Here is a 15525-nt window from a genome sequence, read left to right as displayed (position 1 = left end):
TCTCTTTTTACTGTACAGAATAATTAGGGGCTTCGTTTGTAATCTGAACATCATGCGGGTGGCTCTCAATCAGACCAGCTCCTGACATTTCAATAAACTGAGCATTTTCACGAAGTTCCTGCAAATCAGCCGCTCCAACATAGCCCATACCAGATCGGATACCGCCTAACATTTGGAATACAATATCTGCTGCTGCACCTTTATAAGCTACACGGCCTTCAATGCCTTCCGGAACAAGCTTATTGGCTTCATTGACAGAACCTTGGAAGTAACGATCGCTCGACCCTTTCTTCATAGCTGCAATTGACCCCATGCCACGGTATGTTTTAAACTTACGCCCTTGATAAATTTCGGTTTCACCCGGTGCCTCATCAGTACCCGCAAACATAGAACCGAGCATGACAGCATTGCCGCCTGCAGCAAGAGCTTTAACAATGTCTCCTGAGTACTTGATACCCCCATCTGCAATAATGGTCTTGCCATATTCACGCGCAACGCTGGCTGCATCATAAATGGCTGTAATCTGCGGAACACCTACACCGGCAACAACACGGGTTGTACAGATAGAGCCCGGACCGATTCCTACTTTAACCACATCAACACCGGCATCATAGAGAGCCCGTGCACCAGCAGCAGTGGCAATATTTCCGGCAATTAAAGTCTTGTCAGGAAAAGTCGATCGAATCTCAGCAATTTTCCGAAGAACACCAGCAGAGTGGCCGTGAGCTGTATCAATGACGATGGCATCTGCTCCAGCCTCAAAGAGTGCTTCTGCACGCTCGAAAGTATCAGAAGTGACGCCGACAGCACCGGCAGCTAAAAGACGGCCAAATTCATCTTTAGCAGCACTTGGAAATTCAATGACCTTTTCAATATCCTTAATGGTAATGAGACCGGACAGACGGCCAGTTTCATCAACCAAAGGCAATTTTTCAATACGGTGTTCGTGCAAAATACGCTCTGCTGTTTCAAGGTCTGTTCCTACAGGAGCAGTCACCAGTTTTTCACTGGTCATATGCTCTGAAATCGGTGTATCATAATCAGAAATAAAACGCATGTCGCGGTTAGTAATGATACCCACCAATTTACGATTCTCAAGCGTTTCTACAATCGGCACCCCGCTGATACGGTAGCGCTGCATTAATTCTTCAGCTTCAGAAACCTTATGATTAGGTGTCAAAAAGAAAGGATCAATAATAACGCCGTTTTCCGAACGTTTGACCTTACGAACTTCCTCAGCCTGCTCTTTAATAGACATGTTCTTATGAATAACGCCAAGACCGCCTGCACGCGCAATGGCGATTGCCATTTTACTATCTGTGACAGTATCCATAGCTGCAGTGATAATTGGAATATTTAATGTCAAATTTTTGGCCAATTTGGTCTGCATATTAACTTCATTTGGAAGAACATGGCTCTCAGCCGGAATAAGCAATACATCATCAAAGGTATAACCTTTTTTCAAAAATTTAGTGTCCCAATTTGACATTATTTAATCCTCTTTTCTATACATTTTTGCCGGTCGGCTACTTTAATTGTTACTATAATAACACGCTAAAATCATTTGTCAATAAATTCCGGAAAATTTGCCAAAGAAAAAAGCAGAGTCAAAGGCTGATTTTTACAGCGTTTCCTCTGCTATTTTTATACGAAACTTTCTAAAAATAATTAATGCCCATAGCTTTTTTGACATCATCCAAGGTTTTTGAAGCTGTCTGACGAGCTTTTTCACTACCTTTTTTCAGCATATCAAAAACATAGCCCATATCCTTGGCATATTCCAAACGCCGTTCACGAATTGGCTTTAATTCCCGTTCTAAAACATCAAGCAAGTAGCGTTTTGTCTTCACATCGCCTAAACCGCCCTTTTGATAGTGTTCCTTCATGGCTGCAATTTCAGCTTCATCTTCAGGACGGCCAAACACATCAAGATAATGGAAAACCATATTGCCGTCAATAGAGCCAGGATCTTCAACCCGGATATGATTTGGATCAGTGTACATGCTCATCACTTTTTTGCGGACAGTCTCCGCATCATCTGACAGATAAATACCGTTGCCCAAAGATTTGGACATTTTAGCATTGCCGTCAAGCCCCGGCAGGCGGCCGGCAGCCTCATTTTCTGGATAAATGCCTTCCGGTTCTACTAAAACATCGCATTTATAAGTATGGTTAAAACTGCGGACAATTTCGCGTGTCTGCTCAATCATTGGCTTTTGGTCATTGCCAACCGGCACATAATTAGCTTTAAAGGCAGTAATATCAGCAGCTTGTGAAATAGGATAGACCAAAAAACCTGTCGGAATAGACTGTCCAAAGCCTTTTTGAGCAATTTCCGTTTTAACCGTTGGATTGCGCTCCAAACGGGCAAGAGACACTAAATTCATATAATACATGGTCAATTCAGCCAGTTCAGGAATTTGACTCTGAATAAAAATAGTCACCTTTTCCGGATCCAGACCCACTGCCAAATAATCAAGGGCAACATTGCCCACCGACTCCTTGATAATTTCAGATTCTTTAGCGTGATCGGTTAGGGCCTGCTGGTCTGCCAAAAAAACAAACATGCGGTACTTGTCCTCATTTTGCAAAAGAACACGGTTTTTTAAGCTGCCGACATAATGCCCCAAGTGCAGTTTTCCTGTCGGACGGTCACCTGTCAAAATAATAGGTTTTGTCATTTCTGTTCTCCTAAATTACAATTAGTTCAATTATAACATAATTATAAGCAGCAGGAGGACAAATCAAAAGCAGCTGCAGGAAATTTTTACAGCAAAGGGATTTAATTGAAAAATAAGGGCTTTTCCTGTAAAATGTAGTAGTATCAAAAGATGAGGTGAGAAATTGTTAACTGTATCAGATATTTCGCTGCGTTTCAGCGATCGTAAACTTTTTGATGATGTCAATATTAAATTTACAGCGGGAAATACCTATGGTTTGATCGGTGCTAATGGCGCCGGAAAATCAACATTTTTAAAAATTTTAGCTGGCGATATTGAACCTACAACCGGACATGTAACTCTCGGTCCTAATGAACGCTTGTCTGTTCTTCGTCAAAATCACTTTGACTACGAAGACGAACGTGCCATCGATGTTGTTATCATGGGCAATCAAGAGCTCTATGGTATTATGAAAGAAAAAGATGCTATTTACATGAAAGCAGATTTTTCAGACGAAGACGGCGTCCGTGCCGCTGAACTGGAAGGACAATTCGCTGAATTAGGAGGCTGGGAAGCTGAAAGTGAAGCCGCTCAGCTGCTGCAAAACCTTAATATCCCTGAGGATCTCCACTATCAAAATATGAGTGAACTGGCCAATGGTGATAAGGTCAAGGTTTTGCTGGCCAAGGCTCTTTTTGGCAAACCGGACGTTCTCTTGCTCGATGAGCCCACTAACGGTCTTGATATTCAGTCCATTAATTGGCTGGAGGATTTTCTGATAGACTTTGAAAATACGGTCATCGTTGTTTCCCACGACCGGCATTTTCTCAACAAAGTCTGTACCCACATGGCCGATCTTGATTTTGGTAAAATCAAACTCTATGTCGGAAACTATGATTTCTGGAAAGAGTCCAGCGAACTGGCGGCAAAACTGCAGGCTGACCGCAATGCCAAAGCAGAAGAGAAGATCAAGGAACTCCAAGAGTTTGTGGCTCGCTTTTCAGCCAATGCTTCTAAGTCAAAACAGGCGACATCCCGTAAAAAAATGCTGGATAAAATTGAACTGGAAGAGATTGTTCCTTCCAGCCGGAAGTACCCATTCATTAAATTCCAGGCAGAGCGTGAAATTGGCAACGATCTTCTGACTGTCGAAAACCTCTCAGTTAAAATTGACGGTGAGACCATCCTTGACAATATCAGTTTTATTTTAAATCCGGGAGATAAGACTGCCATCATCGGTCACAATGACATTCAGACAACAGCTCTTATGCGTGCGCTTATGGGAGACATTGAATACGAAGGCACAATTAAATGGGGAATTACGACAAGCCGCTCTTATCTTCCAAAGGACAACAGCAGTGATTTTGCAAGTGATGAATCTATTTTAGAATGGCTGCGCCAATTTGCCGGCAAAGAAGAAGATGACAATACCTTTCTTCGCGGTTTCTTGGGCCGCATGCTCTTTTCCGGTGATGATGTTAACAAGTCTGTCAATGTCCTCTCAGGAGGAGAAAAGGTGCGCGTGATGCTCTCTAAATTAATGCTGCTCAAATCTAATGTGCTTGTCCTCGATGACCCTACCAATCACTTGGATTTAGAGTCCATTTCAAGTTTAAATGACGGTCTCAAAGATTTTAAAGAATCTATCATCTTTGCCAGCCATGACCACGAATTCATTCAGACATTGACCAACCATATCGTTGTCATCTCTAAAAACGGTGTTATTGACCGTATTGATGAAACCTATGATGAATTCCTTGAAAATGAAGAAGTGCAGGCAAAAGTTGCTCAACTCTGGCAATAAAAAGCGGAAACGCTTTTTATTTTTTTATAAAGAAAATCTATGATGAACTATTTAAAAAATCACAAACAGAGCCTTATTTTTTATTGCATCAGTTTTGTACTGCCTGCTTTTATCATGTTTACTGTACTTTTTGCAAAAAACATTTACTGGGGCAGTCAGACCACTCTTTTAGCCAGCGACGGCTTTCATCAGTATGTCAATTTTGATACGCTGATTCGCAATATCCTTCATGGAACAGACAGCTTATTTTATTCTTTTAAGGACGGACTGGGTTTTAACGTTTTCGCTCTGATGAGCTATTACTTAGGCAGCTTTTTGACACCTCTGACTTATTTTTTCACTGTTCAAACAATGGCTGATGCCTTTTATCTTTTTACCTTGATAAAATTTGGATTAATTGGTCTGTCAGCTTTTTATTGTATGAGCCAGCTTTATCCCAGCCTAGCAAAACATCTGCTTCTAATGCTGTCAACTTCCTATGCTCTTATGAGTTTTACCAGCAGTCAGCTGGAGTTAAATAACTGGCTGGACATTTTTATTTGGCTGCCGCTGATTTTGCTGGGCTTAGATCGCTTAATGAATAAAAAAGGCCTAACCCTTTATTTTCTTGCCTTAAGCTGCTTATTTATCCAAAATTATTTCTTCGGCTTTATGACAGCCATTTTCCTGCTGCTTTGGTTTTTCGTTCAGGCATCATGGCATTTTAAGGAAAGAATCAAAAGATTTGCTGATTTTGCTTTGGTTTCTCTTTTTTCGGCACTCACCAGCGCTTTTATGCTGCTGCCAGCCTTGCTCGATCTGAACAGCCACGGAGAAAAGGCAGCTGAGCATTTTGGCATATTATCTCAAGATTTTGGCCTCTTTGATCTGTTTGCTAAAAACATGGTTGGCAGTTACGACACGACAAAATACGGCTCCATCCCAACCATTTACATTGGATTATTGCCCCTAATTTTAGCTCTTGCTTTCTTTTTTATTAAAACCATTAAAGGTTCTGTCAAGATAGCCTACCTACTGCTTATTGCTTTCGTTATTGCCAGTTTTATTTTCCAGCCTCTGGATCTCTTTTGGCAGGGCATACATTCGCCCAATATGTTTCTTCACCGTTATTCCTGGGTCTTTTCCATTGTTATAGTGATGATGGCAGCCGAAACCCTGTCTAGATCAGAGCATTTGACCTTCAAAGTTTTTTTCCCTGCCTTTGTTCTGTTAGTTCTTGGATTTACAGGCGTTTTCTTTTCTAAGGAAAACTATGATTTTTTGACACCAGCACACTTCATACTGACCGGCCTCTTTCTAATTGCCTACGGTACAATTTTCTTCATTTTCTTCACTAAAGGAGCCTCTCAAAAGCTGATTATTTCCTTTACACTCATCTTTACAGTTTTCGAACTGTCTTTAAACAGTTTTTTCCAAATTGAGGGAATTGAAAATGACTGGAACTTTCCTTCCAGAAATGTTTATGAGGATAATATCAAAGAAGTTGACAACTATGTCAAGTTAGCTGACCGAGAAACATCTGGTTTTTTCCGTCTGGAAAAACTGTTTCATCAGACTTTAAATGATGGCATGAAATTCAATTATAACAGCATTTCTCAATTTTCATCTGTCAAAAATACTCTGTCTGCTGAATTATTAAATGCCCTAGGCTACTATTCTCAAGGCAACCATGCTTTCATCAATTACCATAACAATACGATTTTAATGGACAGCCTTTTCTCGGTTGCCTATAATATCAGCAGCCAAGATCCAGATAAATTTGGATTCCAGCTTAGAAAAAAAGGCAAACACTACAGCCTCTATAAAAATTCTTACCAGCTGCCCTTGGCCCTTATGTCAAAAGGCGTTTACACTGATGTCAAGTTAGATTCCGATCCGCTTAGCAATCAAGAAAAAGTTGTCAAAGAATTAACAGGAATAAAAGACAGCTTCTTTACAGAAATTCCTCTCCTCTCAAGCAAAAACAGCCAAGTTTTAAACGGCCGCACAGCTGTTACTGATTTTAAAGGGAGTCAAGCAAAAGTTTACTACACTGTAAAGGCACCTGCTAACAGTCAGCTTTATGTCAATCTTCCTAATATGAGTTTTAGCAAGGAAGAAGAAAAAAATATTTTACTGACAGTTAAAAACCGAAAAATGCAGCAAACGGCAGACAACAGCTACTATTTGTTTAATTTAGGCCCTTATAAACAAGAGCAGCTTTTGACTTTCAAATTTGATTTTCCTAATAATAAAACCGTCAGCTATGACTTGCCGCATGTTTATGCCCTAAATTTAACAGCCTACCAAAAAGCCATCGCACAATTAAAAAATTCGGCAGTTAAGGTGTCAACTCGAAGAAATCAAATCATGACATCTTACACAGCTAAGAAAAAGAGCTCGCTGATTTATACCCTGCCTTATGACAAAGGGTGGTCAGCAGTACAAGGCGGGAAGAAGCTGAACATTCAAAAAGCTCAGAAAGGCTTTATGAAAATCACTGTTGAAAAAGGCCAAGGCAAGATCACCATGACCTTTATTCCTCAAGGTTTATATCAAGGAATTCTAATATCTGCTTTTGGTCTCTTTCTTTTTATACTTTATCGGCTGCATAAGCAAAAATCTATTAGAGCTGACACACCGCCAAAAGGCTGAAAGGTGCTGAAAAAGTGCAATAAAAAAATCCTGCAATTATACAGGATTAAATGTCTTATCACTCCGGCAGTAGGACTCGAACCTACGACATCATGATTAACAGTCATGCGCTACTACCAACTGAGCTATGCCGGAATTAATAGTCCGTACGGGATTCGAACCCGTGTTACCGCCGTGAAAAGGCGGTGTCTTAACCCCTTGACCAACGGACCATTATTGATTAACACTCTTATTATTATAACAAATATCTTTGATTTGTCTAGCTTTTTTTCAAAAAAATTATGAGAATATTTCCCCTTTGCTGTTAGACAAAAGACTTAGAAATACACCAATCTGTAAAGATTGACAGCAGCCCATAAATTTTGGTAAAATAATGAGGTTATAAGGTCTCATAGCTCAGCTGGATAGAGCATTCGCCTTCTAAGCGAACGGTCGCAGGTTCGAATCCTGCTGGGATCAAAAGCAGGACTGGCATGTGCCAGTCTCAGGTTGTAGACAAACTCTATAGTTAGCATTTCACAAGCATACACATCTTAGGATAATATTAATTCACAATCTATAAGAAAAATAGGCGAATTGAACGAGCCTGACCCTGATACTTTCCGCTGTAGCAAAAACGCCAGAAATCACTTATTTCTGGCGTTCGGAGATTTTGAGACTTGGGCTCAAAATCTAGGTATGAAATTCCAAAGGAAGTTGCTACCGTCCGCGCTACCTAAGGAAAGTATCATAACACAATAGTTCTTTTGATAAAAATTGACTTTTTCTTCAGTCTGGGACTGGCATGTGCCAGTCTTTTTTATTATCATGCTTAAGGTTAATGTCTGAACAGTAATCACGAATCCTTGATGTCATTTTCTTTTCGTTCCATATTTAGAAAATACACCAATACTAACATTGGTAAAAGCAAAAGATAAAGGCTGCTTTCGGTCAGGTAGCGGCACAGAGCAGCAGACACCCACACACCAGCCATAAAGGTAATAATAACTGCAATGATATAGAGCGACTGCTTTAGAATCTGCTCATCTTTTTCCACACTGCCCTTAAGAAACAGATAGGCAGCATTTTTTATATTGCCTGTCATCATGGTATTGGTATAGGCATATCCTCTGACCCGCTTGAAAGTCGCCAGCTGAATAGAGGCAAAAGTTGCCAACCCTGCAATCGTAAAAATAGAAGGCAGCAAAGGACTTAATACAGCTATCACCGCCAACAGAATCAGCATCACATAAGTGCTGCATTTATGCCATCTCACGTTTTTAGGTGTGACCCATTTTTTAAGCAAATAATAGAAAAACTGTCCTAAAATAAAGAAAACAATGGGAATCAAAAAACTAAAGGCCTCTTTTAAATGTCCCTCTGCAATATTGATGGTCATATACAGCAAATTTCCCGTCTGCATGCTGGCAAAGCGTCCTTCCTGAGTGATGAAGGTATAAGCATCAATAAAACCGCTGATAAACGTTAAGAGCATGGCCACCCTCAGTCCTTCAAAATTTTGATACTTTTTTGCCATTTTTTCTCCTTTTTGTTTCACGTGAAACACCTTTCATAGATATTTACTGGCTTCTCGGACGGATAAACAATTCATTTGTCCCTGATATTTTTTAATAAAGTGATAAACCCAGCTGGCGCTGCAAAGGCGTTGGAATCCCATAAAAGGCAAAATGGTTTTTTTTGATATTTTAGTCATTTTGGCAGCTTTTTCTAAATCGGAATTCCTTTCAAACAATTAATCATCTCAGAATAGGTCAGCAGGTCTCCTATTTGTGATAAGGACTTCCTTCCTGAATCATAAAGGTTCGGTAAATTTGCTCTGTCAGCACTAAGCGCATCAGCTGATGAGGCAGAGTCATAAGGCCAAAACTAAGGAGCAGGTCAGCCCGCTTTTTAACTTTCTGGGAAAGTCCCAGGCTCCCGCCAATAATAAAGCTGAGGTCAGAATAACCTTTTAGTTTAGCATCGGACAGGATTTGACTGAACTTCTCAGAAGAAAGCTGCTCACCCTCAATAGCCAAAGCAATCACAAAATCTCGGTTAGAAATTTTAGACATAATCCGCTGACCTTCTTTTTCAAGAATCTGCTCATTCCGTGCCTGACTGGCATTGTCTGGCGTTTTTTCATCTGGCAGCTCTATCATTTCAAACTTAGAAAAACGGCTCAAACGCTTGCTGTATTCAGCAATGCCGTCTTTTAGATACTTTTCCTTTAGCTTGCCAACTGTTATTAATTTTACTTTCATACTTTCTATTATAACATCTTTTTCAGCAGACTTATCCACAGTTTTTTAAAGAGACGGCTTTTCTAAAAAGCACCTATTTGCAAATATAAGTCAACATTTTCAGAAAGTTTTCCACAACTTGTGGATTCTTTCTTTTTTTACTGTTTTAAGGTATAATTAAGTCAAATTTCTTAGACTGTTCCAGACTAATGATTGAAAAATTCGGAGGTTCTAAAAGTGAATAATGCAAAACCCCATACCTTCCTAAAATGGTTTGTCCCTTTTCTGCTTATTTTTTTAAGCTTTATCTTAGGAATTATCTCAACAGCAGTATTTTACTGGGTATCAGGCCATAAAACAGATTCTGACGGCGGAAAAACAACTGTCAGCAATGTAGTCTATAATACCAAATCTGACACCACTGAAGCTGTTAAAGATGTCAAAAATGCTGTGGTCTCAGTTATTAATTACCAAAAAACTGATAACAGTTATTACAATAACTACGGTGACTATGGAGATGACTCACAAGACGAAAATAAGTCAGAAGATGGTTTAAATGTCTATGGTGAAGGATCCGGTGTTATCTACAAAAAAGATGGAGACAGCGCCTATCTGGTAACCAACAACCATGTTATAAAAGATGCTGAAAAGCTGGAAATCATGCTGGCTAACGGAAAAAAAGTTGTCGGAAAATTAGTCGGCTCTGATACCTATTCTGATTTAGCTGTTGTGAAAATTTCTTCTAAAGAAGTCAGCACGGTTGCTAAATTTGCTAATTCAGATAAGATCAAGGTCGGCGAACCTGCTATTGCCATCGGCAGTCCACTGGGAAGCGACTATGCTAATTCGGTAACGCAAGGTATCGTCTCCAGCCTCAGCCGCACGGTTACCTCACAAAATGAAAACGGTGAAACCATTTCAACCAACGCCATCCAAACCGATGCTGCTATCAATCCTGGTAATTCCGGCGGCGCTTTAATCAATGTTAAAGGACAGGTTATCGGCATTAATTCAAGTAAAATCGCATCAAGCAGTGATTCAAGAAGCGGTGTAGCTGTTGAAGGTATGGGCTTTGCTATTCCATCAAACGATGTGGTTTCCATCATTAACCAATTGGAAGAAAACGGTGAAGTTATCAGACCGGCTCTTGGTATTTCCATGGCTAATCTGAGCGAAGCTTCAACCAGCGGCAGAGAGTCCTTAAAACTTCCAAGTGATATTACAAGCGGTATCGTTGTTCTTTCAACTCAAAATGGTATGCCGGCTGACGGTAAGCTGCAAAAATATGATGTCATCACAGAAATTGACGGCAAAAAAGTAGCTTCCATCAGTGATCTGCAAAGCACTCTTTACAAGCATAAAAAAGGTGATACGATTAAAATTACCTTCTACCGCGGCAAAGATAAGAAGACAGTGGATATTCAGCTGACAAAGACAAGTCAGGATTTAAATAATTAATGATGTAAAAATCAGCAAGCAACAACTGCTGTTACAGCCAATCTGAAAAGCTGAATATGAAGTGCTTGACTTTCCTTTTGACAATCACATTCCGCTATTAAATAAGATTTTTCAACTGTATCAGGAATGGACAAAAAGTGTTTCTTTTCAACTCCGGCACGTTTTTGTCCTTCCTTTTTCATGGAGTTAACAATGCTTGAAGAACTAAAATACCTTGACCCCAAAGATATTAATCCTAATCCATATCAGCCAAGACTTCATTTTGAACCTAAAGAACTGGAAGAGCTGGCACAGTCTATCAAAGAAAATGGCCTGATTCAGCCTGTCATTGTCAGAAAATCAGATATTTTCGGTTACGATTTAATTGCAGGAGAACGGCGGTTAAAAGCAGTTAAACTGGCTGGATTGGATAAAATTCCTGTCATTGTCAAAGATGTTTCCGATAGGGACAGCATGAAGCAGGCTATTATTGAAAATTTACAGCGTTCCGATCTCAATCCGATTGAGGAGGCTAAGGCCTATCAAAGTCTCATCATCAAAAGTCAGATGACCCATGATGATATCGCAAAAGTCATCGGAAAATCCCGGCCTTATATTACTAACAGCATCAGACTCTTAAATCTGCCGGCTAACATCAAACAGGCTCTTGAAAAGGGGTTAATTTCTCAGGGACACGCGCGCCTGCTCTTAAGTCTGGATAAGCAAGAGCTGCAGGATAGCTGGTTCCATAAAATTCTTAATGAACAGCTCAGTGTCCGCCAGCTTGAAAAAGCTTTGAAAAAGCTGCCAAAAAAAGAAAGCAAGAAAAAACCACCAAAAGATATTTTCATCTCAGAAAAAGAAAAAGAAATCAGTCGGCTTTTAGGCCTGCCTGTTACCATTCACTACAATAAACAGCACCAGGGACAGCTGAAAATTTCCTTCACATCTGAAGAAGAATTCAACAGAATAATGAACAGGCTTAATTAGCTTGTTCATTTTAACTTTTTTCTAACGCTTTTTTCCACAGTAAAAAGCAGCTCAAACGGCTGAATTAACTGTTTTTGTTTCTTTTTCCACAAGTTGTGGAAAACTTTTATTCACAATGTGGATTTTTCTTTTGCGGCTGTGGAAAACTTTTGCTTTTTGTGGTAAAATTTTCTTATTACAAATCTTGATAGGAGCACACTATGACAAAAAATGACGAAATTTTTTGGAATAGGGTCTTAGAACTTGCACAGAGTCAATTAAAACAAGCTACATTTGATTTTTTCGTTTCAGATGCTAAACTGCAGAAAGTTGAAGGAAGCACTGCAACCATTGTGCTTGATGATATGAAAAAGCTGTTCTGGGAAAAAAATCTGCAGCCTGTTGTGCTGACAGCCGGTTTTGAAGTTTTCAACACTGAAATTTCCATTGACTATGTTTCTGAAGAGGAAGAGCCGTCATCAAATACTGATTTCCAAGCTGATGTGTCTGAACCGTCAGCCCAGCCTCTGCCCATTGTGCAAAACGATCTTAATCCAAAATACAGTTTTAATAACTTTGTAATTGGTGATGAAAACCGCTGGGCCTTTACAGCTTCTGTGTCTGTAGCAGACCTTCCGGGAACGACCTACAATCCTCTTTTTATTTACGGAGGGCCCGGTTTAGGAAAAACCCATCTGTTAAATGCTATCGGCAATGCGGTTTTGGCCAATAATCCTAAGGCTCGGATCAAGTATATTTCTGCCGAAAACTTTATCAATGAATTTGTTGTCCACATCAGACTGCAAAACATGGATGAACTTAAGCAAAAATTTCGCAACTTAGATTTGCTGCTGATTGATGATATTCAATCTTTGGCCAAAAAAAGTTTAGCTGCTACGCAGGAAGAATTTTTCAATACCTTTAATGCCCTTCACGATAATAATAAACAAATCGTGCTAACCAGCGACCGAACCCCGGATGATCTTAATGATTTGGAACAGCGTTTGGTCACGCGCTTTAAATGGGGACTGACGGTTAATATTACACCGCCTGATTTTGAAACCCGCGTCGCTATTTTAAATAACAAAATTCAAGAATATAACTACAGCTTCCAGTCAGAAACAATTGAGTATCTGGCAGGACAGTTTGATTCCAATGTCCGGGATTTGGAAGGTGCTTTAAAAGATATCAGTCTGGTGGCCAATTACAGAAATCTTGATGTTATAACCGTTGAAGTCGCAGCAGAAGCTATCAGAGCCAGAAAGCAAGACAGCAGCCCTAAAATGATTGTTATTCCTATTGAAGACATTCAAAAACAGGTAGGAAAATTTTACGGCGTAACGGTCAAGGAAATCAAATCGACCAAACGGACACAAAACATTGTGCTGGCACGTCAGGTTGGCATGTATTTAGCGCGTGAAATGACGGACAACAGTCTTCCAAAAATCGGGAAAGAGTTTGGCGGACGCGACCATTCAACCGTCCTGCATGCCTACAACAAAATCAAAAATATGCTGGCCCAGGACGACAGCTTAAAAATTGAGTTGGAGACGATCAAAAACAAAATAAAATAGGCTTCTGTGCATAAGTCTGATAAACGTAACTTTTTATCCACAAGTTGTGAACAACTCTTAAGCTAGGCAGTACCTTAGTTTCCCAGACTTATCCGCACTATGCACAAGACCTACTACTACCACTAACTTAATACTTATAAAATAAAGGAGTATTCCATGATAAAATTCTCAATCAATAAAACCTTTTTCTTACAAGCTCTAAATGCAACCAAAAGAGCTATTAGTTCTAAAAATGCTATTCCTATTCTTTCCAGCTTAAAAATCGAAGTACACTCCCAATCAATCGTTTTAACCGGTTCTAATGGTCAAATTTCTATTGAAAATACCATTTCAGCTGATGATGAGAATGCAGGACTGTTAATTACTTCTCCGGGGGCAATCCTGCTTGAAGCTAATTTCTTTATTAACGTTGTTTCAAGTCTGCCGGATGTCACTTTAGATTTTGAAGAAATTGAACAGCATCAAGTCGTCTTAAACAGCGGCAAATCAGAAATTACTCTTAAAGGAAAAGATGTTGAACAATATCCGCGCTTGCAGGAAGTTGTCACAAACAATCCTTTAATCTTGGAAACAAAACTGTTGAAAACCATTATTTCAGAAACAGCTTTTGCTGCCAGCACACAGGAAAGCCGTCCGATTTTAACCGGTGTTCATTTGATTTTGACCAATCACAAAGAATTTAAGGCTGTTGCAACAGACTCTCACCGCATGAGTCAGCGCAAACTGACCTTGGACAATTCAACTGATGATTTTGATGTTGTTATCCCCAGCCGTTCTTTGCGTGAATTTGCAGCGGTTTTCACAGAAGATGTGGAATCTGTAGAAGTATTCTTCTCCAGCAGCCAAATCCTCTTTAGAAGTGAAACAATCAGCTTTTACACGCGCCTTTTAGAGGGTAATTATCCAGATACCGACCGTCTGCTGGCTAATAATTTTGAAACCGAAGTTGTTTTTAATACCAATTCTCTGCGCTATGCCATGGAGCGTGCTCACCTTATTTCAAATGCCACGCAAAACGGTACTGTTAAATTAGAAATTATCAACAATCAAGTGACAGCCCATGTTAACTCTCCTGAAGTTGGTAAGGTTAATGAAGAATTGGATACAGAAAACATCTCCGGCAGTGATTTAACAATTAGTTTTAACCCAACTTATCTGATTGAAGCCTTAAAGGCACTTAAGAGTGAAACGGTAACTATTCGTTTCATCTCTCCGATTCGTCCTTTCACCCTGACACCGGGCGACGACAGTGAAAACTTCATTCAGCTGATTACACCTGTCCGTACTAATTAAAAATAACGCCTGAGGGCGTTATTTTTATCAATATGATATAATAAACAACATGCTCTATATTCTTGTCAATCCTAATGCAGGAGATAAAAGCGGCTTAAAAAAAGCGATAATGATTCAAAAAACTTATCCACAGTTTAAGGCAAAAATTTATCTGACCCAGTGTGCTGATGATGAAATCAACCAGCTGACCCAAATCCTGGCTGCCTATCAATCTGATCGAGATCAGCTGTTAATCATTGGCGGAGACGGCACGCTGTCCAAAGTTCTCTTTGCCTTGCCAAAAGATATTCCCTTTGCCTATCTGGCTTCTGGTTCAGGAAATGACTTTAGCCGCAGTTTGCCGGCAAGTCTGGAGACAGTTATGGAAGCTCTGCAAAAACGAAGGACACAAGATATTTCTGTTTTTCAGTCGGCTAATCATTTGATTTTAAACAGTTTGGGCCTTGGTTTTGATGCACGTGTCATCTCCTACTCCCAACATTCTTCTTTAAAAAAACGGCTGAATCAGCTTGGTTTGGGAAAACTGACTTATTTGCTCTTTGGCATACGTTCTGCTTTCAGCCGTAAAAGTGTCTCTTTAACGATTAGAGACGCTAAAGGCCGCTCGCAAAACTTATCTGATTTATTTTTGTTTGTTTTGGCCAATACTGCTTATTTTGGAGGCGGTATTACGATTTGGCCGGAAGCTTCTGTTAAAACGAATCAGCTTGATTTGGTTTATCTGGAAAAGGGAACAGTGTTTCAAAATATCCAAGGATTGCTGGCTCTAGTGTTGAAAAAACATCAAAAAAGTTCTCGTTTAAAACATGAGTCTTACACGGAATTAACCTTAGACTGCTATAAACCGACAGCCGCTCAGGTTGATGGTGAACTGACTAAGATTGTTAGAGAAACCTTCACATGTCAAAAGAGGAAAATATATCTTTGAAAGG

General features: G+C 39.8%; 11 protein-coding genes and 3 tRNA genes. 8 read left to right on the top strand and 6 right to left on the bottom strand.

Translation table 11 applies throughout. The features are described 5' to 3' along the window. Positions 1–7 precede the first annotated feature (7 nt). Together guaB and trpS are read right to left on the bottom strand one after the other, a co-directional pair. Positions 8–1489, bottom strand: coding sequence for an IMP dehydrogenase (gene guaB, locus BMI76_RS09525; protein WP_075347335.1), 1482 nt, complete (start codon positions 1487–1489; stop codon positions 8–10). Positions 1490–1658: 169 nt separating this feature from the next. Then, complete coding sequence (trpS, locus tag BMI76_RS09520; protein WP_075347334.1) at positions 1659–2681, bottom strand: tryptophan--tRNA ligase; 1023 nt, start codon at positions 2679–2681, stop codon at positions 1659–1661. 163 nt (positions 2682–2844) lie between these two features. Between trpS and BMI76_RS09515 the strand changes: the two genes are divergently transcribed. Both BMI76_RS09515 and BMI76_RS09510 read left to right on the top strand, forming a co-directional pair. Next, positions 2845–4464, top strand: a complete 1620-nt coding sequence (locus BMI76_RS09515) for an ATP-binding cassette domain-containing protein (RefSeq protein WP_075347333.1) — start codon at positions 2845–2847, stop codon at positions 4462–4464. Between the two features lie 39 nt (positions 4465–4503). After that, entirely contained in the window at positions 4504–7098 is a 2595-nt protein-coding gene (locus BMI76_RS09510; protein ID WP_180372842.1) for a YfhO family protein, read from the top strand. 61 nt (positions 7099–7159) lie between these two features. On the opposite strand, the gene BMI76_RS09505 is transcribed toward BMI76_RS09510, so the two are convergent. Both BMI76_RS09505 and BMI76_RS09500 read right to left on the bottom strand, forming a co-directional pair. After that, positions 7160–7233, bottom strand: a tRNA-Asn gene (locus tag BMI76_RS09505). Positions 7234–7238: 5 nt separating this feature from the next. Continuing rightward, positions 7239–7310, bottom strand: a tRNA-Glu gene (locus BMI76_RS09500). Between the two features lie 173 nt (positions 7311–7483). Between BMI76_RS09500 and BMI76_RS09495 the strand changes: the two genes are divergently transcribed. Beyond that, positions 7484–7557: transfer RNA gene (locus BMI76_RS09495), tRNA-Arg, on the top strand. Between the two features lie 376 nt (positions 7558–7933). Here the strand turns inward: BMI76_RS09495 and BMI76_RS09490 are convergent. Beyond that, positions 7934–8614 carry a YoaK family protein gene (locus tag BMI76_RS09490; RefSeq protein ID WP_075347331.1) on the bottom strand — a complete coding sequence of 227 codons (681 nt, stop codon included), beginning with the start codon at positions 8612–8614 and terminating at the stop codon, positions 7934–7936. A 247-nt stretch (positions 8615–8861) separates the two neighbouring features. Next, positions 8862–9341, bottom strand: a complete 480-nt coding sequence (gene rlmH, locus BMI76_RS09480; RefSeq protein ID WP_075347329.1) for a 23S rRNA (pseudouridine(1915)-N(3))-methyltransferase RlmH — start codon at positions 9339–9341, stop codon at positions 8862–8864. 216 nt (positions 9342–9557) lie between these two features. Between rlmH and BMI76_RS09475 the strand changes: the two genes are divergently transcribed. The 5 genes from BMI76_RS09475 to BMI76_RS09455 all read left to right on the top strand — a co-directional run bounded on the left by BMI76_RS09475 (position 9558) and on the right by BMI76_RS09455 (position 15521). Next, positions 9558–10778, top strand: a complete 1221-nt coding sequence (locus BMI76_RS09475) for a S1C family serine protease (RefSeq protein ID WP_075347328.1) — start codon at positions 9558–9560, stop codon at positions 10776–10778. Positions 10779–10970: 192 nt separating this feature from the next. Then, positions 10971–11747 carry a ParB/RepB/Spo0J family partition protein gene (locus BMI76_RS09470; RefSeq protein ID WP_075347327.1) on the top strand — a complete coding sequence of 259 codons (777 nt, stop codon included), beginning with the start codon at positions 10971–10973 and terminating at the stop codon, positions 11745–11747. A gap of 200 nt (positions 11748–11947) precedes the next feature. After that, a complete protein-coding gene (gene dnaA, locus BMI76_RS09465) occupies positions 11948–13300 on the top strand; it encodes a chromosomal replication initiator protein DnaA (RefSeq protein ID WP_075347326.1) in 1353 nt (450 codons plus the stop codon). A gap of 156 nt (positions 13301–13456) precedes the next feature. Continuing rightward, positions 13457–14593: a DNA polymerase III subunit beta gene (gene dnaN / locus BMI76_RS09460; RefSeq protein ID WP_075347325.1), complete on the top strand. Its 1137-nt coding sequence runs from the start codon at positions 13457–13459 to the stop codon at positions 14591–14593. A 49-nt stretch (positions 14594–14642) separates the two neighbouring features. Beyond that, positions 14643–15521 carry a diacylglycerol kinase family protein gene (locus tag BMI76_RS09455; RefSeq protein WP_075347324.1) on the top strand — a complete coding sequence of 293 codons (879 nt, stop codon included), beginning with the start codon at positions 14643–14645 and terminating at the stop codon, positions 15519–15521. The last annotated feature ends 4 nt before the right edge of the window (positions 15522–15525 follow it).

It is taken from the genome of Streptococcus sp. 'caviae' (genome assembly GCF_001937065.1).
Classification (GTDB): domain Bacteria; phylum Bacillota; class Bacilli; order Lactobacillales; family Streptococcaceae; genus Streptococcus.
Note: the sequence above shows the minus strand (reverse complement) of the source record. Positions and strands in the feature narration are given on the sequence as shown.

Excerpts from the sequence above, each read along its gene's own strand:
- rlmH (WP_075347329.1), bottom strand. The coding sequence starts at position 9,341 with ATGAAAGTAAAATTAATAACAGTTGGCAAGCTAAAGGAAAAGTATCTA.
- dnaA (WP_075347326.1), top strand. The coding sequence starts at position 11,948 with ATGACAAAAAATGACGAAATTTTTTGGAATAGGGTCTTAGAACTTGCA.
- BMI76_RS09490 (WP_075347331.1), bottom strand. The coding sequence starts at position 8,614 with ATGGCAAAAAAGTATCAAAATTTTGAAGGACTGAGGGTGGCCATGCTC.
- BMI76_RS09470 (WP_075347327.1), top strand. The coding sequence starts at position 10,971 with ATGCTTGAAGAACTAAAATACCTTGACCCCAAAGATATTAATCCTAAT.
- guaB (WP_075347335.1), bottom strand. The coding sequence starts at position 1,489 with ATGTCAAATTGGGACACTAAATTTTTGAAAAAAGGTTATACCTTTGAT.
- BMI76_RS09455 (WP_075347324.1), top strand. The coding sequence starts at position 14,643 with ATGCTCTATATTCTTGTCAATCCTAATGCAGGAGATAAAAGCGGCTTA.
- BMI76_RS09510 (WP_180372842.1), top strand. The coding sequence starts at position 4,504 with ATGATGAACTATTTAAAAAATCACAAACAGAGCCTTATTTTTTATTGC.
- dnaN (WP_075347325.1), top strand. The coding sequence starts at position 13,457 with ATGATAAAATTCTCAATCAATAAAACCTTTTTCTTACAAGCTCTAAAT.
- trpS (WP_075347334.1), bottom strand. The coding sequence starts at position 2,681 with ATGACAAAACCTATTATTTTGACAGGTGACCGTCCGACAGGAAAACTG.